The organism is Chitinophaga sancti (assembly GCF_034087045.1).
GTDB classification, from domain to species: Bacteria; Bacteroidota; Bacteroidia; order Chitinophagales; family Chitinophagaceae; genus Chitinophaga; species Chitinophaga sancti_B.
Map to the genome: position 1 here is coordinate 2,672,427 of NZ_CP139247.1, position 26,140 is coordinate 2,698,566.

The window sequence follows — 26,140 nt, forward strand, 5'->3', positions numbered from 1 at the left end:
ACGGTTATGAACAGGTGGTTCAGAACGATAACTACCCAAAATAAAAAAGGCTCTTCCGTAGTTGGAAGAGCCTTTTCAGTATTATTAAGTACGATGAAAATGTCAATCTCTGCCAACTTATCTATCTCCGGTTATATGTATAACCGAAGCCGGAATTAGCACCTTTCCCTCGTTTGTTAAACAAGGTTGGTTGCTAAGGCATCGCAGGGCCAAGTCCCTCCGCCTTTCTGGATAAGTCATCTATAAAGAACTGGGTGCAAAGTTAATGGTAACTCTATCAGATTTCCAAAAAAAGAAAAATTTGGAAATCTGGTGTTGGGAATGCTAAATTTATTAGTAAAGATGAATTTATGACCATTGTTCAGATTGCCCCGCTCCTCACAGAGGAGCTGTTCCAATATATTTGGCAACATCGTTTGTTTACCCTTTCCCACTTGCATACGATAGAAGGAGAGCCTGTGCAGGTACTTCAACCGGGAGTACTGAATACCAATGATGGTCCGGATTTTAGCAATGCCCGGTTGCGGATAGGCGATGCTACCTGGGCTGGAAATGTAGAATTGCATTTAAAGACTTCTGACTGGTACAGGCACAATCATCAGCGGGATTTACGGTATAAGAATGTGATTCTGCATGTGGTGTTTGAGCATGATCTGGATGAGACGACGACGCAGGGAATTCCTTGTCTGGAATTGCAGTCGGCTATTCCCAAAATGTTGCTGAACAGGTATGCGCAGCTGAAACATTCCGGTCATTTTGTGCCTTGTGGAGGGAATGTGGCAACAGTAGAGCGGTTGATCTGGAGAAACTGGAAAGACCGCATGCTGGTAGAGCGGTTAGAAAGCAGGGCAAATATGATGAAAGAGTGGCTGAATAAGAGCAGGAATAATTGGGAGGAGTGTTGCTACTGGGCGATTGCACACAGCTATGGGATGCCGGTAAATGGAGATGCATTTCTGAAGCTGGCCCAATCCCTGCCATATACACTGCTGGTGCGGAATAAGCATAATCTTGTACAGTTAGAAGCGCTTTTATTCGGGCAGGCGGGAATGCTGGAAGGGCAGTTTGTAGATGATTATCCATTAGAACTGCAGGCAGAATATGTATTTCTGAAGCGGAAATATCAACTGCTGTCATTGTTGCCTCATCAGTGGAGATGGTTGCGGATGCGGCCTTCTTCGTTTCCTTCGGTGAGGCTGGCCAGCCTGGCGGTATTGTTACAGCAGGGGAGGGATCTCTTTGCCCGGCTGCTGGAAATGAAAGATCTGCAACATTTTCAGCAGGTACTGTTTGCGCAGCCGGAGGGCTATTGGAAGGATCATTACAGGTTCGATACCCCGGCGGTGGTTATGCGCAGACCGGGCATAATGGTAACGAGGAATGTGATCATCAATAGTATTTTACCCTTGTTGTATTTATATGGCAGGGAGAAAGGATTGCCGGAATACCAGGAAAAGGCGTTGGGCATGATGGAAACGCTGCCCGCAGAGGAAAACAGTGTGATGGAAGGCTGGAAAAAAGTGGGGATACTGGCAGGAGATGCCGCAGATTCCCAGGCATTGCTGCACCTGAAGCAGCACTACTGTGAGGAAAAGCGATGTTTGGAATGCGCTGTAGGATGCAAATTGCTGAAGACTGGCATTGCCCTGTAACCATTTTACTCCGAGTGCGTTATATCTAAGTGAAGACGAGGCCGGGGGATAAAAACAAATTTACACATGAAAGAAAAAACGTGTAGGTTTGTAATGATAAGTATACCAATATTACGCCCCTTACGTTTATTAGTAATGGTGGGCGATACAGTTAGACTCAGGATACTTTTGTTTGTAATTCGTGATGAGGCTGGTCAATCATAATTTAATATTACTCCCTTAACAAAAACAAATCTATACAGGTGAAAAAATTACACTTATTCTTGCTTTTATTGGTAGCGGCAGGTGGATTGAAGGCACAGGACAGTAGCTCGTCGGTGAAGTCAGGAGTACAGCACAGGGAGCAGAAGAAGTCTAAGCCCGTTGCCTCATTTAAACAGCAGGAAGAACTGGAAAATGTATATCAGCGTGAGTTTTCAGTAGGTGCACGTCTTAACACCGACGGTTGGAGCGGTTTTCTTGAAAAAGGATATCGCAGCAGCAGAACGAAAGTGACTTTTTTCCAGTTTGAATTTGCAGAGAAGAAAGATCCAAAAGAAGATAAGAAGTCTGGTGCGATCAAGGGAGTAGACCAATACGGATTTGTATATTCTGAAAAACCTTATATCTATGGTAAGCAGAATAACTTTTACCAGGTGAAGATCGGTATCGGGCAGCAGAAATTGTTAGGTGGTAAGGCCAATAAGAACGGGGTGTTGGTAAATGCCTTTTACTATGGAGGTCTTTCAATTGGGTTGCTGAAACCTTATTACCTGAATGTAGTTGATCCGGATGATGGTGTAACCGTAAAGTCTATCAAATATGGTGAAAGCGTAGCTGATAACCAGGCATTCCTGGATAGAAACTCTATCATTGGTGGCGGTGGATTTGGGAAAGGCTGGGGAGAGGTGACAATAGCGCCAGGTGTACATGCCAAAACAGGTCTTCGTTTTGACTGGGCCAGATTCAATGAAGTAGTGAGCGCGCTGGAGGTTGGTGTAAATGCTGAATATTATACCAAGGATATACCTATAATGGTTGAAAACGATCCTAAGAAGTTCTTTTTCAATGCTTATGTAGCTTTACAGTTCGGTAAGCGCTGGAATAAGAAGAAGTAAAAATGAGAAATAATATAAAAAACGCTTTTGCCCCGGCAAAAGCGTTTTTTATTGGATTCCCTCAAGAAGTACTATTTTTGTAATCTTAAAGAAAGGATCAGAGATGCAAGAACCAATACTCACGACCGCAACACCTTGCAGTACAGCACCTGATGCTGCACCTGCCCCCAGGACTAAAAAACCTGATTGGCTGCGTGTCAAATTACCAATAGGAGAAAACTACAAACAGGTGCGTAGCCTGGTAGATACCCATAAATTACATACTATCTGCGAAAGCGGAAACTGCCCTAATATGGGTGAATGCTGGGGAGCCGGTACTTCTACCTTCATGATATTAGGAAATGTATGTACACGTAGCTGCGGATTCTGTGCCGTAGCCACTGGCAGACCAGAAGCAGTTGACTGGGATGAGCCTCAGCGTGTGGCAGAAGCTATCTTTCTGATGAAGGTGAAACATGCTGTGATCACTTCCGTAGACAGGGATGAGCTGAAAGATGGTGGTTCCATCATCTGGGCCAACACCATCAAGGCTGTAAGGTCGTTGAGCCCTGAAACTACTATGGAAACCCTGATCCCTGACTTCAGAGGCCAGTGGGAAAACCTGCAGCGTATTATCGATGTAGCACCAGAGATAGTTTCTCATAACCTGGAAACTGTGGAGCGCCTGACAAAACAGGTGCGTATCCAGGCTAAATACCACAGAAGCCTCGAGGTGATCCGCCGTCTGAAAGACGGAGGTATGCGTACCAAGAGCGGTATCATGCTGGGTCTGGGTGAAACCAAAGAAGAAGTGATCCAGGCGATGCAGGATCTGTATGATAATGGTTGTGATGTAGTGACCCTTGGTCAATACCTGCAGCCTACACCAAAACATCTGCCTGTAATACGGTTTGTTCACCCGGATGAGTTTGCAGAGTACAGAGAGATCGGTTACGCAATGGGACTCGATTATGTTGAATCAGGACCATTGGTAAGATCCTCCTACCATGCAGAGAAGCATATCCATAGTGGGCGGCCAAATAAATAACTGATCAAGTTTATTAAAATCCATCAGCGGTGATGGATTTTTTTATTTCCATCATATCTTCGCATCTCAATTGCGATTAGAATATATTTGTAAAAATAGGAGTGCATTTTATAACCAGCAGACCTTGAGTTACTATCCCAACTAATTCAACAGTTGTCAAAATAATAGACAATCTGTTGATTTATAGAGATAGAAAATTTAATTGAATAGTTATCTTCGCAACACATTTTTCAAATTGTTTCAGGGAAATATGCGGATATTTCCCGGTATATGCCCATATATACGACCAGAACCGCAGCTTACACCTACATTACCTGCAACCTACCTGTTTGATTGTTAGTACATATTGATCTGTGCTTAGCCGGTATTGTGTGTCTTATTTAAATTCTTAATTATTACTGCGCAAGCAAAGAACATACAGCATTATTGCTTTGTTCTACGATTGGTCTAAAGAAGAAACTGATTGTCAAAACCTTTTATGAAAAGAGTAATTTATCTGACCGCCTTGTTGGGAGCGGGGCTTATTAGCACCTCATCCTCTGCACAGCAGGTATCTGATTCCGTCATGCCGAAAGCGTCACTACAGGATTGTATCCAGTATGCGCTTATTCACCAACCAGTGATGAAACAAACATTGCTGGACCAGGAGATTGCGGAACATACCATCAAGAGCAAACTGGCAGACTGGTATCCCCAGTTGAATCTGGCCGCCGGCCTGAACCACTATCTGAAGTTGCAGACGTCTTATTTTAACGGTGCCGCTATCACCACTGGTGTGGAGAACACCTCTTCTGCAGCCTTTACTTTAACACAAAACCTGTTTAACAGGGATGTATTGCTGGCCAGCAGAACAGCTAAGGTTGTACGTCAACAGGCTGTGCAAAATACCACCAGCAATCAGATCGATGTGGTATCCAATGTATCCAAAGCTTACTACGACATGCTGCTTACCAAAGCGCAGGTAGCCGTGCTGGATGAGGATATCGTGCGCCTGGAACGTAGCCTCAAAGATGCCTACAATCAATACCAAAGCGGTATTGTAGACAAAACCGACTACAAGAGAGCCACTATTTCCCTGAACAATGCCAAAGCGCAAAAGAAAACAGGGGAAGAATCCCTGAAAGCCAAAAATGCTTTACTGAAACAGTATATGGGCTTCCCGGCAGACTCTGTACTGGATGTGAAATACGATACCATCCAAATGGCGCAGAGCATACAGCTGGATACCAACACAACCGTTACTTACCAGAACAGGATCGAGTACCAGTTACTGCAAACCCAGCGTTCACTCCTGGAAGCAGAACTACGCTATAATAAATGGGCTTATCTCCCTACTGTATCGGCATCCGGTAGTTATACCTTCGCCTACTTCAACAAGGATTTCGGGAAGTTGTACAACAATAACTATCCTAACTCCCTGGTAGGTCTTACCGTATCGATGCCTATCTTCCAGGGTTTCAAACGCACCCATAATATCAAGATAGCTGAGCTGAACATCAAGCGTACCGACTGGGATGTAGAATCACTGAAGCAACAGATCAATACACAATATACCCAGGCAATGGCCTCTTACAAGAGTAACCTGAACGAATATTTCGTGCTCAGGGAAAACATGGATCTGGCCAAAGAGGTATACAACCTGATCGATCTGCAATACAGGGAGGGGATAAAGACCTACCTGGAAGTAATCACCGCCCAGACAGACCTCCGCTCAGCAGAGCTGAACTACTATAATGCTATGTACACTGTATTATCCAGCAAGATAGACCTGGAAGTGGCATTGGGTACTTTAACACCATCAATTCAATAAATGATAAAACTGGCTGATTGCAACAATCAGTCATTGAAAGGACAAATATTTTCAGATGAAAACAAAGCAACACATTCTCCTCATTGGCGCTACAGGTATGTTTTTTCTGGCTTCCTGTAAAGGTCCGGCACAAAAAGGTGCTATGGTAATGCCTCCAACCAAGGTAAATGTTACGGCTGCTACTATGGGACAGGCTATTTATTATGATAAATACCCGGCTACAGTGGTGGCGCTCAACCAGGTGGAACTGCGTGCGCAGGTAAGTGGTTATATCACCGGTATCTTTTTTAAAGAAGGGGAGGTCGTGCAGAAAGGAAAAGCCCTGTATGAAATAGACCGTCGTAAATATGAAGCTGCTGCTCGCCAGGCAGAAGCGAACCTGGCTAGTGCAAAAGCGACCCTGGTACGTGCACAGAAAGATGCGGACCGCTACCACGAACTGGCTAAGCAGGATGCGATTGCCCGCCAGACGCTGGACAATGCTGATGCAACACTCGAAACCAGCCGTGCAAGCGTAGCAGCCGCCGAAGCAGCATTGGCCTCTGCCCGCACTGACCTGGATTTCTCCATTATTAAAGCGCCTTTCACTGGCCGTATTGGTATCTCCCAGGTAAAGCTGGGTGCACAGATCAGCCAGGGAACCACATTGCTGAACACCATGTCCAGCGAAAACCCGATTGCGGTTGATTTCGTGGTAAGCGAAACTGATATTCCACGCTTTTCTGCCATGCAGGGTAAGACCATCACTCCTGGTGACTCTACCTTCCGCCTTACACTGCCAGGGGGTACTGCATATTCTGAAAAGGGTAAGATCCTCGCTGTTGACCGTGGGGTGGATAACCAGACTGCTACCATCAAAGTACGTATCGAATTCGCGAATCCAAAAGATGAGCTGAAAGATGGTATGAGCGCGGTACTGCAGGTATTGAATGCGCAGAGTGGTGAAAACGTGATCATTCCTTACAGAGCTGTAGTAGAACAGATGGGTGAGTTCTTTGTATTTGTAGCAAAAGATACAATCGCAGAGCAACGTAAGATCCACCTGGGCCCAAAAATGAGAGACCTCATCGTTGTTACAGATGGTCTTAAATCAGGCGAAGTGGTAGTGACGGATGGTTTCCAGCGTTTACGTGATGGTGGTACAATCGACACTTCAGGTGTACCGAAACAAACACAGCAGGCTCCGGGCCAGGCTCCTAAAAAATAATCATAACCAGTTTGAGTTTGAATCAATAGAAGAAGATCATGATTGCAAATACTTTTATACGCAGACCAGTCACCGCGATAGTAATTTCTATCGTACTGGTGTTGGTAGGGATATTGGCGATGCTCAACCTGCCTATCGGTCAGTATCCCGAAATCTCACCTCCTACAGTGCAGGTAACAGGTACATATACTGGTGCGGATGCCCAGACCATTGAGCAGACCGTAGCGACTCCTGTGGAAGTACAGGTGAATGGTACGCCTGGTATGACCTACATGACCAGTAACAGTACGAACAGTGGTTCTATGAGCCTTACTGTAAACTTTGAAGTAGGTACTGATATCAACATTGCGGCACTGGATGTACAGAACCGCGTGGGTATCGCTCAGCCAACCCTGCCCCAGGAAGTACAACGTTTAGGTCTTACAGTAAGAAAACGTAACCCCAGTATCCTGATGCTGGTGGCATTATATTCTCCAAAGGGTTCACACGATGTAACCTTCCTGGATAACTATACGAACATTTTTATTAAAGATGCCTTGCTGCGTGCAAAAGGTGTGGGTGATATCTTCACCCGTGCGGATGACTTTAGTATGCGTGTGTGGCTGAAGCCTGATAAGCTGGCTGAAATGAACGTATCTGCCGATGAAGTGAAAGCTGCCATCACAGAGCAGAACGCGCAGATCGCAGCTGGTTCAGTAGGTGCACCTCCGCAAAAGGCTGGTCAGACTTACGAGTACAACATCTTTGTAAAAGGTCGTCTGGCAAATACCGAGGAGTTTGGCAATATCGTGATAAAGACCCAACCTAATAACGGTGGTATCGTGTACCTGAAAGATGTAGCCCGCGTAGAACTGGGTAAATTCAACTATACTGGTAACTCTTTTGTAGATGGTAAAAGAGCATCTTACCTGCTGGTTTACCAGGCACCAGGTAGTAACGCGATCGAAACTGCCGAGAATGTGACTACCGCTATGGAAGAGCTGAAGAAAGCTTTCCCTGCGGATGTGGATTATGTAGTACCATTCGAATCAGTATCTGTGGTAAAAGTGTCAATCCACGAAGTAGTGGAAACACTGCTTGAGGCCCTTTTACTGGTAGTGATCGTGGTGTTCCTGTTCCTGCAAAGCTGGAGGGCGACCATCATTCCGGTGTTGGCGATTCCGGTGTCTATCATTGCTACGTTTATCTTCTTTATACCACTGGGCTTTACCATCAATACCCTGACCCTGTTCGGTTTCGTACTGGCGATCGGTATCGTGGTGGATGATGCCATCGTGGTGGTGGAGGCGGTCCAGCATAATATGGACCATGAGCAGATGTCAGCGAAAGACGCCACCATACAGGCTATGAAAGAAATTTCCGGACCGGTTATCGCAATTGCGTTAATCCTGGCAGCGGTATTCGTACCAGTAGGGTTTATCCCTGGTATCGTAGGTCGTTTGTACCAGCAGTTTGCGATCACAATCGCGATCTCTGTACTGATCTCCGCTTTCATCGCGTTGTCTCTGACACCTGCATTGTGTACGCTGATCCTGCGTCCTATGCACCTGGATAAGAATTCAAAAGGGCTCAACAAATTATTCTATCGCTTCAACACCTGGTTTGGTCACGTGACCAGCCGTTATTCACTGGGGGTAAAGAAAAGTATCCGTTGGGCAAGATATGTGATGATCCTCCTCCTGTGTATCTGCGTAGGTGTGTTCATGTTGTTCAGATCTAAGTCTACCGGGTTCATTCCTACAGAAGATGATGGCCGTTTGTATATCACTTTTGACCTGCCGGAATCAGCTTCTACAGAGCGTACAGTAGAAGCGTTGCAGGGTATGATGCATGCTTTGGATAGTATACCGGGTATTGGTCACTATGCCGCATTGGGAGGTTTGAACGTAATCAGCTTTGCGACCAAGTCAAACAGTGCGACCATCTTCGTACAGCTGAAACCATGGGATGACAGAAAGTCTAAGGAAACCCAAATCCAGGCAATTGCAGCTAACATACAGGCAAAATTATCCCGTTGGAAACAGGCATCTGTTTTAGTAATTCAGCCACCGGCTATTCCGGGGCTGGGTAGTACAGCAGGTTTCTCATTTATCCTGGAGCAACGTAGTGGTGATCCTGATATCAAGGCATTTGAAGGGGTATTGCAGAAGTTTACTGCTGCGATTAACCAACGGCCGGAAATAGCAAGGGGCTTCTCCTTCTTTACCGCACGTACACCGGGTTATCAGTTGGATATAGACCGTGAAAGAGCGAAGAAGATGGGTGTATCTATTTCTTCTATTGCTACGGCGTTGTCCACTTATATGGGTAGCTCCTATGTAAATGACTTCACCATATACGGCCGTAACTTCCGTGTACTCACACAGGCTGATTCCAGCTATCGTGGTGATATTAAGGATCTGAGCCAGATGTTTGTGAAGAATACAAACGGAGATATGGTGCCATTGAGTGCTGTTACTAATTATAAAGTGACAGAAACTGCGCCGGTAATCTCCCACTATAACCTGTTCCGTTCTGCGGAAATAAATGGTGCTCCTAATCCTGGTTATAGTAGTGGTGATGCGATCAATGCACTGAAAGAAGTAGCTGCACAGGTATTGCCTGAAGGGTATGGATATGAGTTCTCTGGTCTGAGCCGTGAGGAGTTGTTGTCTGGTAGTAAGACGGTGTACATCTTTGCACTGTCTATCGTATTCGTATTCCTCTTCCTGGCGGCGTTGTATGAGAGCTGGTCTGTACCGTTCTCCGTACTGTTGGCGGTGCCGATAGGTGCGTTTGGTGCGATCCTCACGCTTACCTTCCTGCCAAAGATCAGTAATAACGTATATGCACAGATTGGTTTGATCACATTAATTGGTTTGTCGGCGAAAAATGCGATCCTGATTGTGGAGTTTGCGAAAGAGCGTGTAGATAGAGGGATGGAACTGGTAACGGCAACGGTAGAAGCGGCGAAGTTGCGTCTGCGTCCGATCATCATGACTTCTCTGGCGTTCCTGTTGGGTATTTTGCCGCTGGTGCTGGCTACTGGTGCGGGTGCGGAATCACGTAAGACGATGGGCTGGACTGTATTGGGTGGTATGTTTACCGCTACCTTCCTGGCAATCTTTATTGTACCAGTGTTGTTTGTAACGATTACAAGACTGGCTTATGGTAAGGAAAAGCTAAAAGAGATGCAGGATAGCTACAAGGTGATGCAGGACCATATGGATGTGTAAGAAAAAATAGCCGGATAGCTAAATAAAAAAAGCCCGCTCAATTGAGCGGGCTTTAACATTTTACTTACCAATCACTTGTCTGTAGTATAGCAAAATGGCTAACAGGGACAGGGCAATCGAGGATAGAAAGAATATCAGGAATATTTTCCATCCTATATGAACAGTTATTTTATTTGCTGGTGGCTCCACATCTGTATACACCTTACTTTGCGCACGGGATGACACGTTTGCTTGCCTGGCCGCCTCTTCCAGTGCAATTCGCTGCATGAGAGCAGTTTTGATATATGCTGGAGGCATTGGTGCATCTTTAAATGCGGCCCGCTCCATACGACGTTCTACTTCTTCCATTTCAGTATGTAATTCAGGAAAAATGTTCAAATGAATGTGCAAGTCTTCCTCCTCTTCCATGGTGGTAAATCCAAGGAAGTGTTTTTCGATTAGGCCATCTGATATGTAACGCTCGTATTCCATATACTTATTAAGGTTTTCTCTCAAGTTAACATGTCATCCACTCAAAGGATGGAGAATAAGCAATTTTCCACGGCTTTGCTAAGGTGATAAAAATGTCAGACAAAAAGTTGTCCAAATTAGTGAAATAAGAAAAACCTCAAAAAAAATTTAGATCAAGGGTCCATTATCCCCGTTATAGGTATATATAAATGATTATAATGTGTTCCCCTAGTTATTTTTCTTCTTGAAAATGTTACCTATTCCCTTTACCGCCTCTTTTCCAGCATTCTTCAAATCTTCCGTTTTGTTCGAAGTATTAGCACTCGTTGTATCCTTCTTTCCTCCCATCAGCTGCTTGGTCAGCTCTTCTTTGGCTGCTTCTTTTACGGTGGTCACCGCCTGCTTCTTTACGGATTGTAAGGTATCTGTGATCGCTGTTTTTACTGTATCTACCTTATTTTTTACTAAACCAGCAGCTTGATCTTTCAGGTTATTTACCGTATTACCCGTAGTTTCCTGCAAGTTAGTTTTATATGTTGGTTTTAAAATATTTCCTCCCAATAAAACATTCAAATGAATACTATCACTTACGTTTACGGGTATACCTTTATTACTGGCCTGGGTGACAAGGCTGGTGATCAGGGCATCGCCCTGTTTGCCAATCACACTTCTTGGCAGAGTCATCAACATAGTATAATCCAGTGACTGGTCAAAGCCATGTGAACCACCAACCTGCATGTGCATACCATTAAAATTCACTGTGAAAGGATTGATTTTCACTCTTCCGTCTTCAAAATAGAAGTATGTTTTCAGGTCTTTCAGTGAAAGGTTTTTTAGTGCAGTTACATTCAGTGTATTTGCCAACTGGTCTACTACACCAAATTTCTGCAATGCGCCTTCCAGTACCAGCAGGTTACCATCCCCGTTCAGGCTGCTCATTACCGGCATCATATCTTTGCCCAGCTGCCCTTTCAGGCTCAATTGAGAAGTGACCTTACCGCTAATAAATTGGGCGATCGGCATTAATTTCTGTACTGTATTGAAGGATTTAAATGCCTGCTGAATATCTATCTGCTGTACATTGTAAGCCATGCTGATATCAGGTGTATTGGGATTTGTTTTGGTGCTGTAAGTACCATTTACTTCCATAGTACCCTGCATAGCATTGGCTTTTACCTGTTGCATGGTAACGGTTTGATCTTTTACGAGCAGTGCACCGGTTACATTAGTCAGGTCTAGTTTGTCATAATGTACTTTATCTGCTGTAGCGTTCAGGCTCAGGTTCAGGTTTGCAGGTACGGCAAATGGTGCGCTGAGTGTATCCGTAGTAGTGGAAGTCGTTGTTTCTGTGCCCATCCATTTATCCAGATCGATCTGATCGGCTTTCACAGTCAGGTTACCATCCAATGGCTCGTTTTTGAAAGCATAGGCCAGCATGTTATTCACCGCACCATTGGCTTTGAAATTCGTACCCATGTACTGACCATCGAATGATTCGATTGTCACATTCTTAGGATTGAATTTCATGGAGAGGTTATTCACCTTCACGCCATCCGGATAGTCTTTGCTTCGGTACAGGAGGTTGGTCACCAGGATGCTGCCTGCTGCATAGAAACGATCGTATTGTTGCTTTTCGATCGCGCTCATATTGCCTTTGGCACTTACGTCTGCATCGACGATACCACTGAGTGCAGTTCCTTCTTCCAGTTTTACAAACTCGGTTACTTTAGACAGGTCCAGGCTACCTTTGGCAGCACCATCCACATACATATCAGATACCGGCGTTTTTACCAGCAGGCGCAGGTCCAGCGGGGTATTGTCCATATCCAGGTGAGCAGATGGCATGTCTACAGTCGTATGATCAGGCACACCGTCAGGATTGCTGACCTTCAGGGCGATCTGTATATTCTTTACTGGTTTTGGCAGATCAGGATATTGGAAGAATCCATCTTTTACATTCAGGTTGAGGCCAAATGCCGGCATCTGTGTAGCACTGTAAGTACCTTTTACAAAGCCGTCAAATGATGCAGTACCCGAAGTTTTGATCTTATCAAAGTCTGTCATGAAGATGGCTGGTACCAGTGAAAGGATGTCTTTGAACTGGGTGGAAGGTGCCTTCATGCTCAGGTCCATGCCATAAGTGCTATCATTTACCAGTGTAAAAGAACCCTGTGCAGTGAGCTGCAGGTTATTCAGACTGGCTTTAGCCTGCTGGATGGTATACGTGCTGGTTTTGTTATCTACCCTGATGTCTGCATCCATTTTGGTATGGGTACGCAGCAGGTAGGGGATGAGGCCATAGCGGAAAGTGATGGCTTCTGCTTCGGTGCTCGTACTGAGGGTAAAGAGATCCTGTGTGAAATCTCCTTTGCCTGAGTGATCCAGGTTTTCGATGATGAGTCCCATATCTCCCTGGCGGTCAGTATACTCGATATACGCATCTTCGATTTTGTACTGTTGCAGGCTCATAGAAAACTTAGTCGCAGCAGTATCTGCTGGATTGGCCTGTGCAGTATCTGGTTTGGTAATGTCCCAGTTGGCTTTACCTTCTTTGTTGATGATGGCGTGAATGCGTGGCGTCTCGATATTGATGTTGTAGATATCGTAGGTTTCGCCTTTGATTACGCTCATCAGGTTCAGTGCCACATCGATTTTTTTCACGGAGATGAGGGTATCGCCAACAAAAGGTGCGCGATTTACTACCTGCAGGTCTTCCAATGCCACCGCAAGGCGGGGGAAGTGCCTGATCAGACTGATATCAACATCTTTGAAGTCAACGTCCGCCTCCAACTGTTTATTCAATTCAGTTTTTACGATGGACATAATCTTTCCCTTGAACAGGAAAGGAATGGCAATTGCTGCAGCTATTAATACGAACAGCAATATACCGGTTACTTTCAGGATCTTCTTTAACATGTGGCAGATATAGGTTTATATATTCCGATTGAAGATAACAAGTAATACCGTATTCTTCAAATTACCTTAATTTTGCTGTTGAAATTTTATATCTAATTGATTATGACGCCTGAACGTAGAGAAAGATTATTATTCGTACTGAATAGACGCCAGGCTGGCCTTACGGTAGTACTGGACAATATAGAAGATCCACACAATGTTTCTGCAATAATGCGTACCTGCGATGCGGTAGGTATCCAGGAAATATATGTGGTGACCACCAAGGCGCCAAGGGTGAAAAAATGGGGTGTTAAAAGTTCGTCCAGTGCTGTTAAATGGCTGACAATTCATCAGTTTACCGATGTACGGGAATGTATTAAAGTATTAAGGCAGCGATATGATAAATTGATGACGACTCATCTGGCGCATGGTGCAGTAAGTTTGTATGATATTGATTTTACGGGTTCTGTAGCGTTGGTATTTGGAAATGAGCAGACAGGGGTATCGGAGGAATTGAGGGCTGCTGCGGATGGTAATTTTATTATTCCACAAATGGGGATTATTCGTTCCCTGAATGTATCAGTAGCGTGTGCGGTGAGTATCTATGAGGCCATGAGGCAAAAGACGCTGGCTGGGCATTATGATAAAAGGAATTTACCTGATGAACAATTTAATACCCTGCTAGATGAATGGGGATATGAAGAAGAATAAAAATAAAAAAGCTGTTACAAATCGCAACAGCTTTTTTATTTTAAAGACGTTTGAATTACGCACTACATGTCACACAACCCTCTTCCATGGTGCACACTGCACCTTCAATTATCTCCACCTCATCTAACTTCGGGTCTACTTTCTTTTCGCCAACAGGTGCTGTAGCAGCAATCACTGGCTCCATATTCTGACCACCCTGTTTCTCTACTGTAAACTGTACAGCCTGTGTAGCTGCCTGTGTACGCAGATAATACATACCTGTTTTCAAACCTCTCTTCCATGAGTGGAAGTGCATAGATGTCAGCTTCGCAGCAGAAGGAGTATCTACGAACAGGTTCAGTGACTGAGACTGGCATATAAATGCACCACGATCTGCAGCCATATCGATGATTGTACGTTGTTTGATTTCCCAAACAGTTTTGTACAGCGCTTTGATGTTAGTTGGAATTTCCTGGATGTTCTGGATAGACCCGTTTGCCGCAATGATCTTGTTCTTCATATCATTATCCCACAGGCCCAGTTCTACCAGATCTTTCAGCAGGTGTTTGTTCACTACCACAAATTCACCACTCAGTACACGACGGGTGTAGATATTGGAAGTATATGGTTCAAAACATTCGTTGTTACCAAGAATCTGAGAAGTAGATGCAGTAGGCATAGGCGCCAGCAACAGGGAGTTGCGGATACCATGCTTTTTAATGTCTGCTTTCAGTGAAGTCCAATCCCAGCGTGCAGAAGGTGTTACGCCCCACATATCAAACTGCAGAATACCTTTTGAGGCAGGTGAGCCTGGGAAGGTTTCGTAAGCGCCTTCTTTTACAGCCAGATCTTTGGAAGCGGTGAGGCCTGCAAAGTAGATAGTTTCAAAGATATCTTTATTCAGCTGTTTAGCTTCTTCACTTTCAAATGGATAACGCATCAGGATAAAGGCATCTGCCAGACCCTGTACACCCAGTCCGATAGGACGGTGACGCAGGTTGGAGTTACGTGCCTGTTCAACCGGATAGAAGTTATTATCTATGATGCGGTTCAGGTTGATCGCTACCTGATAAGTCACATCAAATAAACGCTGGTGATCAAATTTACCATCGATCACAAAGCGAGGCAGTGCCAGGGAAGCGAGGTTACATACTGCTACTTCGTTGGCATCAGTATATTCGATGATTTCTGTACACAGGTTCGAGCTCTTGATAGTACCCAGGTTCTGCTGGTTCGATTTGCTATTGGCAGCATCTTTATACAGCAGGTAAGGGTTACCGGTTTCAATCTGTGCATCGAGAATAGCGAACCACAGGTCCTGTGCTTTCACAGTTTTGCGTGCGCGGTTTTCGCTTTCGTATTGTGTATATAATTTCTCGAAAGCTTCACCCCAGCACTCGTGCAGTCCTGGTGCTTCGTGAGGACAGAACAGGCTCCAGTCGCCATTTTCTTCCACACGTTTCATGAACAGGTCTGGCACCCATAGTGCATAGAAAAGATCTCTTGCACGCATTTCTTCTTTACCATGGTTCTTGCGCAGATCAAGGAATTCGAAGATGTCTGCATGCCATGGTTCCAGGTAGATTGCGAAAGCGCCTTTACGCTTACCACCACCCTGGTCTACATAACGTGCAGTATCGTTGAACACACGGAGCATAGGAATGATACCATTAGAAGTACCATTGGTACCACTGATGTATGAACCTGTAGCGCGGATGTTGTGAATGCTCAGACCAATACCGCCGGCACTTTGTGAGATCTTTGCAGTTTGCTTGAGGGTATCATAGATACCTTCAATACTATCGTCCTGCATGGTGAGCAGGAAGCAGCTGGACATCTGTGGCTTAGGCGTACCTGCATTGAACAGGGTAGGCGTAGCATGTGTGAACCAGCGTTCGCTCATCAGGTTATATGTTTTGATAGCAGCGTCGATATCCTCTTTGTGTATACCAACTGCCACACGCATCAACATATGTTGTGGACGTTCCGCCACTTTCCCGTCTATCTTTAATAAGTAAGAACGTTCCAGTGTTTTGAAACCGAAATAATCGAATGCGAAATCTCGGTCGTAAATTATATTGGAGTCGAGCATCTCTGCATTCTTACTGATGATTTCCATCACATCGTCAGAGATCAGTGGTGCAGGTTTGCCGACTTTAGGATCGATATAATCATACAGGTTCTTCATTGTCTGGGAGAATGATTTCACTGTATTTTTATGCAGGTTACTTACTGCAATGCGTGAAGCCAGCAGCGCGTAATCGGGATGTTTGGTAGTAAGCGAAGCGGCTGTTTCTGCAGCCAGATTATCCAGCTCAGTAGTATTCACTCCATCATATAAACCTTGAATTACTTTCTTGGCAACGTCGATGGCATCTACATAATCCGCATTTAATCCATAACAAAGCTTTTCAACGCGGGCAGTGATCTTGTCAAACTTTACCGCTTCTTTGCGGCCGTCGCGCTTAATTACAAACATGGTTAAATGAATTTAAAGGTTAGTATAATCGAATATGTGTGGGCAAAAAAATGTCAGCTTATAGCTTGCAATTATTATGCCTTTATACATGAATCCGGTAATTAATTAGAAATCTTCATCGAGGCTGAAAGTCTGCGTATCTTTTCCAGACATTACACCAGCTTTCTGATAGTCACCCACCCGTTTTTCGAAGAAGTTGGTTTTACCCTGAAGAGAAATCATCTCCATGAAATCAAACGGATTTGCAGTATTATATATTTTACTATAACCTAATTCTGATAACCAGCGGTCTGCTACGAATTCAATGTATTCGGCCATCAGCTTACTGTTCATGCCAATCAGTGCTACAGGCAACGCATCGATAATAAATTCTTTTTCAATTTCTACTGCGTTGGATATAATATGGTGAACCTGTTCTTCTGATAATTTTTGTTCCAGCATACTATAGAGCAAACAAGCAAATTCACAATGCAATCCTTCATCACGGCTAATCAATTCATTGGAGAATGTCAACCCTGGCATCAATCCTCTTTTCTTGAGCCAGAAGATAGAACAGAAGCTACCGGAGAAAAAGATACCTTCTACCGCAGCAAATGCTACGAGGCGTTCTGCAAAGTTGCCATTCTCAATCCAGCGCAGTGCCCACTCTGCTTTTTTCTTTACAGCGGGTACGGTGTCGATGGCATGGAACAGGCGGTCTTTTTCAACCGGATCTTTTACATAAGTATCGATCAGTAATGCGTACGTTTCAGAATGGATGTTTTCCATCATGATCTGAAAGCCATAAAAACATCGGGCTTCTGGTAATTGCACTTCACTCATGAAGTTAACAGCCAGATTTTCATTTACAATGCCATCGCTGGCAGCAAAAAATGCGAGTACGTGTGTAATAAAGTGACGTTCACCATCATTCAGATTAGCCCAGTCTTTCAGGTCCCCACTCAGATCTATTTCTTCAGCTGTCCAGAAACTGGCCTCGTGCTTCTTGTATTTTTCCCATACAGCCGGATAATTGATAGGCAGCAATACAAAGCGATCCTTATTTTCCTTCAACAGGAGTTCATTCTCGTAGTTCATCAACTCAATTAATTTAATTATGGTTAACGTATATAGACATGCCAGGACATTACGGAAAGGAGACGTTCCCGCCAATTTATTTGCTATGAACCCTTTTTCTGAAATACCCTTATTATACGCTGGTTTGTTCAGGACAGGTGGATTGCGCTGGTAATGTTTTCTCGGGGGCACAACTTCGCCATGAACTTATACAAATGTAATGATGATCTTCGCTGGCTATATTTTAAGTTATTAACGACCTGTGGAAAACACGTGTGGGTAATTATAGAATGAAGCAGGACAGGGGAATTCGCGGATGTTAATTCTATCCGCAATCGTTTTGCACATAGAAAATAATTTAGATATTATTCAGTTTTTTTTCCGGAAAATGAGCTAAAATTTTACCAATTTTTTGTTAATTCATTTACTACCAGTAAAATAAAAAAAGATATTTGTGCAATATTAGCATAAAGTATAATCATTCATTATGTCGGCACCCGTACTCCATTTAAAAAATGTGATTAAAGCCTATGAAGATCATGTAGTTCTGAATATCCCTGATCTCCAATTAGAATATGGAACCTATTGGTTATTAGGGGGAAATGGAGCCGGCAAGACTACCAGTATGAAAGTAATGGCAGCTCTGATACCTTGTCAGGGTGAAATCAGTGTGGAAAACGTGCAGGCAAAGCAGCAACCTGTACAATTTAGACGGCTGGTGAACTATGCAGAAGCTGAGCCTGTTTATCCAGGTTTCCTCACAGGAAAAGACCTGGTGAGTTTGTACCTGAAAACCAAGGGCAAAGGATATAAAGAACTGGATGAGATCATACATTCATTAGGTATCCACGAGTTTATTCACAGACCGGTGAGCGGGTACTCCAGTGGTATGTTGAAAAAGCTGTCACTGGTACTGGCTTTTGCTGGCAGGCCAAAGGTTATTTTGCTCGATGAGCCGCTGATCACTTTGGATGTTCAAACCGTTCCTTTGATCAATCATCTTGTGGAAGAATTCCATACAAAGTTTGGAGTTACTTTTATTATTAGTTCACATCAGCCAGTTTCGGGCAGTTCTATCCGCTTACAGGTCCAGGATAAAAATATTGTAGCAGCTCATGGCGTTATCTAAAATATTTACAGCCCGTTTTTATGCAAGTAATGCGGCTATCTTTTTCCTGGTATTTTATTTCTTTTTTGGAATAGTACCGGGCAATATGTTGCCTTCGTATCACCTGGCGCTGATCAGGGGTTTTACCGGCAATGCAGATTTTCTGTGCCTGGTATTATTGGGCTGGGCTGTGTACAATGTGAAGTGCGCATTTTTTGTTTTGAAAACATTAAGTGCCAGAGAATCGTTGTACCTGTATGGAACACTGGGGGTGCTGGATGGGACACGTAAATGGACCACCTGGTATCGTATACATTTCTCACTGTATTTTCCTGCACTTGCATATAGTGCAGTTGCTGTATGCATTGCATGGAAAGATAATCATATAGGTGCTGCTGTTACTATCATATTATTTCAGTTACTGATGACAGTAATACCATTGTATTTCTATGATTATAGAATAAAACGGCCGGGTACTACTTCTATCTTTATCAGGTGGCAGCAAAAACTGAATCGCTTATTTACTAAACCCTTGTGGGCATATTATGTGTATGAGTTATTGAATAATGGCAGCCGTTCACTGTTTATAACCAAAGGGGTGACTGGGCTCATCATTATTGTTACGTATTCACTGATGGAACAGCCATATGAATTGCGGTTTATGCTGGTAGGATTGTTACTGGTATTACTGGCACATACGGTGCTGGTGTTTAATCACAGGCAATTTGATGATCTGAAGTTATCTATGACTATACAATTCCCTTTGCCCTTGTGGAAAAGATATGGACATACATCGTTAGCATATTTCGTGTTGTTATTGCCTGAATTTATTTTCCTGGCAGTGAGAACTTACCAGGTAGCTGGTCCATTAGATCAATTGTTGTTTATCTGCCTGAGTGTTTCGATGTTGGTGATGTGGAGAAAGTTGTTATATTTTTCAAAACTGGACCAGGATAAATATTTTCGCTGGGTACTGATTTCAGTAGTAGTCGCCTTGTTCATGATATTAGGTTATTGGTACTGGTACCTTGTCATTGCATTGCAGGTGCTGGCCTATACAATATTCAGTATACGGTATTATAAGTACGAACCGCCGCTGGCAGAAGTACAGTAACCCTTCTCATTTTCTTAGAAAGTCTCTCAAAATGAGAGACTTTTTTTTGTGCGTAAAAATGAACATTTTGTTGAAAGGCCTGTTAATAGAGCGTTTGAGTATTCCATGCCAGAACCGGAACAATTTTCGGCTATTATACTGCATCGAATAAACTTATACAAAATGAACAACCTTTTAAGCGTACTTTTATTTGCATCTGTCCAAACATTCGCGCAGGCGCCTGATACGACCAAAGTGCCTTTTAGCGGCATGGATATGACCTGGCAAAACGGGAATGACAGAAGGGATCAACCTAACCTGCAATCAAAGTATGTGACCGGCATCGTGATGCTGGATGTGAACTACACACATTCTTTCAATAATCCAAATGACAACACTGTAGTGGGTTCTACTGCACTGGCACGTAACAATGAGGTAGAGGTATCCAGTGCTGCACTGGGCGGTGAGTTTAATTATAATGGGGCCAGAGGCCGTATCATCACTCAATTTGGTACCCGTTCTATTGTCGTACCACGTAATGATTATAGTGTGTACAGAGGACAATATCAATTGGCCAATGCATACCGATATATCAGCGAGGCTTATGCAGGGTATCACTTCAACAAGTGGTATGGCATCAATGTGGATGCCGGTATGTTCATGTCTTATATCGGTCTGAACTCTTATTACCAGGTTGAAAACTGGGAATATCAGGCCAGCTTTACATCTGATAATACCCCCTGGTTTTTCAATGGTGTACGTGTACAGATCTTTCCCACCAAACACCTGAAAATTGAGCCCTGGCTCATCAATGGCTGGCAGAGTTATGGTAAATTCAATGCCATGCCTGGGCTGGGTTTTAACATTACCTATGCACCAAATGACAATGTGAAACTGATCACCAACAACTACTATGGTTCTGATGCTGCCATGATTGCTGACCGTAAACGTTTCCACTCTGACAATAGTTTTCTGTACAGATATTATAACAAGCCAAATTCTAACGGTATAACAAAAATGGCTTTCTCCATGACCGGTGATATTGGCTTTGAAAAAGGTGGTGGTGTGAATGGTTTTTCCAATGGCGATAGTACTAAAGGACCAGCGCAATATTTCTTAAGCGCTATGTTCTATAACCGTACCTGGTTTGCCCATGATCATTTTGCATGGACGATAGGTGGTGGTGTGATGAAAAACCCTGGCCGGTACCTGGTGCTGTATCCTACAGGTCAGGCAAGCCCACTACCTGATCCGGCAGATCCTACTAAAACAGAAGGCGCTTATCCTTTCTCTGCAAATCCCGGCGATCAGTTTGCCGCATGGGATTGTAGTACAAACCTTGACTGGATGCCTAATCAAAACCTGACTTTCAGAATCGAGTATGTACACAGACATGCGAGCGTACCTTACTTCGCAGGCAAGGGTGGAGTAACTTCTCCTACAGGTTATACCACTACTCCATTGCCGGCGGACTGGCGTCCTGACCTGGTAAAATCAGAAGACAGGATTATCTGTGCAATATTATTCAGGCTGTAAATAATCATTTATATTCCTAAGAGAACCCGGATGAGGGTTGCCACCCGGCAACCCTCATTGATATTTATAATTTCAAATTGACTATATTCGTAATTCGAGTGCGTAAACTTGGGAGACTGATCAACCAATGTCTTTAATTGAAATTATAAATGGGTTTATTTTCCAGATTATTTGGTAAGCGTAGCGAACTCGCTTCCAATGAGCAACTACCTGTAGTACATGTTCCGGATTCGGATGAGCGAATGAACTGGGCAATAGAAAAAGCAAGGGCTACCATGCATCACTTTCAGGATAGCCTGTCTGAGCCAACACCTGCACAACAATACTTTTCAGTAAAAGTACTCATCGATGATGGCACCAGCCGTGAGCATATATGGCTGACTACGCCCAGCTTTGACGATGAAGGCAACCTGTATGGCGAGGTTGGCAACAAACCTGTTTACGTGAGTTCTGTATCCATCAATCAACGTATCGGTATCGATCCGCAATTCATCACCGACTGGATGATCATTGAAAATGGCCGTCTGATAGGTGGCTATACCATCCGCGCTATTCGTGAGGGTTTACCGGATCATGAGGTGGCGGATTTTGACAGACAGGTGGGCTTGTTTATTGATGAAGGAGTTGATTATTTTACCCATGACTTTTCCACACCAGAAGGGGCGATCCTGTGCCTGGAAGATGCCTATGACGAACAGGATATAGAAAAAGCTGTATCCTGCAAAAACTTTTATGAGGAAGCAAAATTGCTGCTCAGGAAAATGAATGACAGGTTCAATAGTCCTGAGATCGTCGAGGCTACTGCCGAAGTACTCCGGCTTTCTTTTATCAAAAACCTTGAAGAAAAAGGGTTTCCTGTATTCCACAACCTACTCAGGGCTTTCCCTGCCAGAACGAAAATTACTGATAACCTTTATCTTATTACAGAATTTTGTATTTTTCCTGATGGGGAAAAAAGTCGCCAACAATTGTATACCTTCAGGGACGAAGATGGTTGGAAAGTGTTGAATGTTGCAGAGTAATAAACAAACATTTTATGAAGCAGTTAATCCGTTACAGTCTGTTATGTATAGGACTGTTATCCACGCGTATGTCTACAGCCCAGCAGCTGCTCAATGTGGGCGTAGCAGGTCTCAATCATGATCATGTGCATTTGCTCATGCATCAGTTCAAAGAAGGTAAGGTACGCATAGCCGGTATCGCAGAGGCAGATACTGCACTGGTAGCAAGGTACAAAAGGAGTTACCACCTGCCTGATTCCATTTTTTATCCAAGTCTGGATGCCATGTTGGCCAAAGTGCATCCCGATGCTGTACTGGGTTACAACCCGGTGGCGGAGCATGTATTGGTCGTAGAAGCCTGTGCACCAAAAGGTATTCCTGTGATGGTAGAAAAGCCACTTGCCACCACAGTGGCACAGGCCACCCGCATAGCTGCGCTGGCGGAAAAATACCACATTCCTGTGCTTACCAATTACGAAACTACCTGGTACAGCACCAATCAGCAGGTGTATGGGCTAGTGAAGAAAAATGCCATCGGTCCTGTACGGAAAATGATCGTGCATGATGGGCATGAAGGTCCGATAGAAATCGGATGTAGCAAGGATTTTACCAACTGGTTGACGGATCCTGTGAAAAACGGGGGAGGAGCAATCGTAGATTTTGGTTGTTATGGCGCTAACCTGATGACATGGCTCATGGATGGCAAAGCACCTATTGCTGTTACAGCGGTGGCGCGCCATATCAAACCATCAGTGTATCCCAAGGTGGATGATGATGCCACAATTCTACTGGAATACCCTGAAGCTACAGGTATTATTGAAGCCAGCTGGAACTGGCCCTTTAGTATCAAAGACTGGGAGGTATTTGGGAAGAGTGGCTATTTACATGCCCTGAACGCCAATCAGCTGCAGCAAAGACAAAAAGATAGTACACAGTCGCTCACAGTACCTGTACCCGCATATACCGATAACCTCACTTACCTGGCAGCTGTGTTAAATGGTACGATACAACCGGGTAATGATCTTTCTTCCCTGAATAATAACCTGATTGTAGTAAAGATATTGGAGGCTGCGAGAAAGTCGGCGAAGGAGGGAAAGAGAATAACGCTATGAAACGCTACTTCATACCGCTGCTGGTGCTACTTTGCCAGCTTAGTTTTGCACAACAGATAACCCCCGCTTTATTTGCCCATCCTCCTGCCAGTGCCGGTGTCCGGTGCTGGTGGTGGTGGCTCAATGGCAATGTGACTAAAGAAAGCATTACCCTCGATCTGGAAGCCATGAAAGCCAAAGGCTTCAGTGGCGCCTGCATTGTTGATGCTGGTGGACAGGATCAAAGGGATAATGGCAATGTACCTGAAGGACCTATGTTTGGTTCTCCGGAATGGGTGGCCTTGTTTCAGCATGCTGTAAAAGAAGCACACAGATTAGGATTGGAGCTAAGTATGAATATTCAAAGCGGCTGGAACCTGGGCGCGCCGGATGTAACTCCGCAGGAATCGACGAAGCATATTACCTGGTCAGATACCACCTTGACAGGCAATAAAATTATACAGGTACAGTTGGCTACTCCTCCTGCCAGGCAAGGTTTTTACAGGGATATTGCCGTACTGGCTTTTCCATGGAGAGATACAGTTGGTATTCATCCCCTGAAAGACCTGCATAAGAAAGCAGCCTTTGAAGAAGCCGGTTTTTCTGCTGCCGATACCCGGTATTTGTTAAAGAATGACGTGGTAAGTAAAGCCAATGCTTATCATTCCGAAGTAGTTGACATCTCTTCATTTTTAGATCATACAGGACGCTTGAAATGGAAAGCGCCGGCAGGAAAATGGGTGATCATGCGCTTTGGCTATACCAATAATGGCGCACACATTTCTACTGCCAGTGGCAAATGGCAGGGCCTTGTAATTGACTACATGAATGCAGACCATTTTGACAGATATTGGAATACCCATGTAAAACCACTGCTGGATGGGATTGGCGCAGATGCTGGTACGACATTGCGTTATTTACAAACGGATAGCTGGGAACTGGGAGGCATTAACTGGACTGAAAATTTCCGTAAGGAATTTCAGACCCGCAGAGGTTATGATCTGTTGCCCTACCTGCCTGTAATAGCAGGGAAAATTATCGATAGCCCTGATTCCAGTAATCAGTTTCTGAATGATTTTAGAAAGACGATCGGTGACCTGGTGTCTGATTATCATTACAAAGTATTCAAAGAGCATGCAGCAAAATACGGCATGGGCATTGGTCCTGAATGTTCCGGTCCGCATGTTGGATTTTTTGATGGTTTGAAAAACTATGGACATAGCGACATCATGATGAGTGAGTTCTGGGCACCTTCTGCACACCGGCCGGATCCGGATAGCCGGTTTTTTGTAAAGCAGGCTGCGAGTGCGGCACATATTTACAATAAAACGCTCGTAGGCGCAGAAGCATTTACCACCATCGGGAAACACTGGAATGATGTGATCTGGCATGATCTGAAAAGCTCCTTTGACCATGAAGTGTGTGCAGGCCTGAACCTGGTATTCCTCCATACATTTACTTCATCTCCTGCATCTATGGGAGAGCCGGGGCAGGAGTATTTTGCAGGTACGCATTTTAACCGGCATATTACATGGTGGCCATATGCAGATGCATTTTTTAATTACATGGCAAGGGTACAATATATGATGCAGCAAGGAAGATTTGTAGCAGATGTTGTGTATTACTATGGCGATCACGTACCGAATATTGCAAGGAATAAAGAGAGCGATCCCGCACATGTATTGCCTTACAATGATTATGATGTGATCAATGAAGAACAGCTGATGAAATTGGAGTTAAAGAATGGTTGGCTGGTATTACCGGGTGGGATGCGATACAGAAAGCTCGTAGTGCCGGCAGATTATAAATTATCTCCCGCTGTGCAGCAGAAAGTAAATGCATTGCAAACCAATGTATCACTTACCCCTGATTTTATTGGCGAAAATATTAACTGGATCCATCACCAGCAGGATAGCATTGATTATTATTTTGTAAGCAACAGCGCCGATACGGCCACACACGTGCAAGCCAGTTTTAGAATCACTGGCAGACAACCAGAATACTGGGATCCTGTAACGGGAGAAATACACCAGATTTCAACTTTCAGACAAAAAGGAGATATGACTACCATACCGTTGAATTTCGCGCCATATGGGGCTTATTTTGTTGTTTTCAGAAAGCCTGTACATGGAGATGGAAAAGCAGGTACGAACAATTATGTATTTATCCCAAAAGACACCTTAAAAAGCCCCTGGCAGGTTCAATTCAAAGACATGCCTGCAAAGACATTCACCAAACTGGAAAGCTGGACCAATCATACAGATCCCGCTGTGAAATATTATTCCGGTGCTGCCACTTATCAACAGTCGTTTAACTGGAATAGCACCTCAACAGATTCCATGTATATTGATCTTGGCAATATACAGGATGTAGGCATTGCGCAGGTGAATTTGAATGGAAAAGACCTGGGCATCGTATGGACGCCTCCTTTCAGACTACCCCTACAATTGAATAAAGGCAAAAACAATCTGCAAATCATTGTTATTAACAGCTGGCGAAACCGCCTTGTCGGAGACAGGGGATTGCCGGCGGCGCAACGCATTACTCACACTAATATCTTTATCCGACCCGAGTGGAATTTACTCCCCGCTGGATTGCTGGGACCAGTGGTAATTGGCCGCCTGACTGAACAATAGCGTGATTCATTAATTTTTTTTTGGACAACACTCCATCATATTTATTATATTTGGTTGATTAAGAAAAAAGTACAAGCCCCAAAATTCGAGATACCAA

At 44.1% G+C, this 26,140-nt stretch carries 17 protein-coding genes and 1 riboswitch; of the genes, 13 read left to right on the forward strand and 4 right to left on the reverse strand.

Features of this window, described 5'->3' with window-relative positions; genetic code table 11:
• Positions 1 to 114: 114 nt before the first annotated feature.
• Positions 115 to 238: riboswitch (SAM riboswitch) on the reverse strand.
• A gap of 112 nt (positions 239 to 350) precedes the next feature.
• From SIO70_RS11180 to SIO70_RS11205, 6 genes are all read left to right on the forward strand, one after another.
• Positions 351 to 1,652: a DUF2851 family protein gene (locus SIO70_RS11180; protein WP_320580946.1), complete on the forward strand. Its 1,302-nt coding sequence runs from the start codon at positions 351 to 353 to the stop codon at positions 1,650 to 1,652.
• Positions 1,653 to 1,894: 242 nt separating this feature from the next.
• Positions 1,895 to 2,749 carry a hypothetical protein gene (locus SIO70_RS11185; protein ID WP_320580947.1) on the forward strand — a complete coding sequence of 285 codons (855 nt, stop codon included), beginning with the start codon at positions 1,895 to 1,897 and terminating at the stop codon, positions 2,747 to 2,749.
• A 103-nt stretch (positions 2,750 to 2,852) separates the two neighbouring features.
• A complete protein-coding gene (gene lipA, locus SIO70_RS11190) occupies positions 2,853 to 3,776 on the forward strand; it encodes a lipoyl synthase (protein WP_320580948.1) in 924 nt (307 codons plus the stop codon).
• Between the two features lie 478 nt (positions 3,777 to 4,254).
• Complete coding sequence (locus SIO70_RS11195; RefSeq protein WP_320580949.1) at positions 4,255 to 5,586, forward strand: TolC family protein; 1,332 nt, start codon at positions 4,255 to 4,257, stop codon at positions 5,584 to 5,586.
• A 55-nt stretch (positions 5,587 to 5,641) separates the two neighbouring features.
• Entirely contained in the window at positions 5,642 to 6,793 is a 1,152-nt protein-coding gene (locus SIO70_RS11200) for an efflux RND transporter periplasmic adaptor subunit (RefSeq protein WP_320580950.1), read from the forward strand.
• Positions 6,794 to 6,831: 38 nt separating this feature from the next.
• Positions 6,832 to 10,008, forward strand: a complete 3,177-nt coding sequence (locus SIO70_RS11205) for a multidrug efflux RND transporter permease subunit (RefSeq protein ID WP_320580951.1) — start codon at positions 6,832 to 6,834, stop codon at positions 10,006 to 10,008.
• Between the two features lie 60 nt (positions 10,009 to 10,068).
• Here SIO70_RS11205 and SIO70_RS11210 read toward each other — a convergent pair whose 3' ends face one another.
• Positions 10,069 to 10,479, reverse strand: a complete 411-nt coding sequence (locus SIO70_RS11210) for a hypothetical protein (RefSeq protein WP_320580952.1) — start codon at positions 10,477 to 10,479, stop codon at positions 10,069 to 10,071.
• 207 nt (positions 10,480 to 10,686) lie between these two features.
• Complete coding sequence (locus tag SIO70_RS11215; protein ID WP_320580953.1) at positions 10,687 to 13,374, reverse strand: AsmA-like C-terminal region-containing protein; 2,688 nt, start codon at positions 13,372 to 13,374, stop codon at positions 10,687 to 10,689.
• A 102-nt stretch (positions 13,375 to 13,476) separates the two neighbouring features.
• Between SIO70_RS11215 and SIO70_RS11220 the strand changes: the two genes are divergently transcribed.
• Complete coding sequence (locus tag SIO70_RS11220; protein ID WP_320580954.1) at positions 13,477 to 14,064, forward strand: RNA methyltransferase; 588 nt, start codon at positions 13,477 to 13,479, stop codon at positions 14,062 to 14,064.
• A 55-nt stretch (positions 14,065 to 14,119) separates the two neighbouring features.
• On the opposite strand, the gene SIO70_RS11225 is transcribed toward SIO70_RS11220, so the two are convergent.
• Complete coding sequence (locus SIO70_RS11225; RefSeq protein WP_320580955.1) at positions 14,120 to 16,522, reverse strand: ribonucleoside-diphosphate reductase subunit alpha; 2,403 nt, start codon at positions 16,520 to 16,522, stop codon at positions 14,120 to 14,122.
• Positions 16,523 to 16,627: 105 nt separating this feature from the next.
• Positions 16,628 to 17,599, reverse strand: a complete 972-nt coding sequence (locus tag SIO70_RS11230) for a ribonucleoside-diphosphate reductase small subunit (protein ID WP_183285645.1) — start codon at positions 17,597 to 17,599, stop codon at positions 16,628 to 16,630.
• 466 nt (positions 17,600 to 18,065) lie between these two features.
• Between SIO70_RS11230 and SIO70_RS11235 the strand changes: the two genes are divergently transcribed.
• From SIO70_RS11235 to SIO70_RS11260, 6 genes are all read left to right on the forward strand, one after another.
• Positions 18,066 to 18,707 (forward strand): ABC transporter ATP-binding protein, encoded by a 642-nt coding sequence (locus SIO70_RS11235; RefSeq protein WP_320580956.1) that lies wholly within the window; start codon positions 18,066 to 18,068, stop codon positions 18,705 to 18,707.
• The gene (locus SIO70_RS11240) at positions 18,694 to 19,800 is read left to right on the forward strand and encodes a hypothetical protein (protein ID WP_320580957.1); all 1,107 of its coding nucleotides are present in this window, start codon (positions 18,694 to 18,696) and stop codon (positions 19,798 to 19,800) included. Before SIO70_RS11235 ends, SIO70_RS11240 begins: the two co-directional genes overlap by 14 nt.
• 162 nt (positions 19,801 to 19,962) lie before the next feature.
• Positions 19,963 to 21,315, forward strand: coding sequence for an outer membrane beta-barrel protein (locus tag SIO70_RS11245; RefSeq protein WP_320580958.1), 1,353 nt, complete (start codon positions 19,963 to 19,965; stop codon positions 21,313 to 21,315).
• A gap of 149 nt (positions 21,316 to 21,464) precedes the next feature.
• The gene (locus SIO70_RS11250; protein ID WP_320580959.1) at positions 21,465 to 22,337 is read left to right on the forward strand and encodes a YegJ family protein; all 873 of its coding nucleotides are present in this window, start codon (positions 21,465 to 21,467) and stop codon (positions 22,335 to 22,337) included.
• 14 nt (positions 22,338 to 22,351) lie between these two features.
• Positions 22,352 to 23,428: a Gfo/Idh/MocA family oxidoreductase gene (locus SIO70_RS11255; protein WP_320580960.1), complete on the forward strand. Its 1,077-nt coding sequence runs from the start codon at positions 22,352 to 22,354 to the stop codon at positions 23,426 to 23,428.
• Entirely contained in the window at positions 23,425 to 26,043 is a 2,619-nt protein-coding gene (locus SIO70_RS11260) for a glycosyl hydrolase (protein ID WP_320580961.1), read from the forward strand. The genes SIO70_RS11255 and SIO70_RS11260 overlap by 4 nt, the downstream gene beginning before the upstream one ends.
• Positions 26,044 to 26,140: the final 97 nt, after the last annotated feature.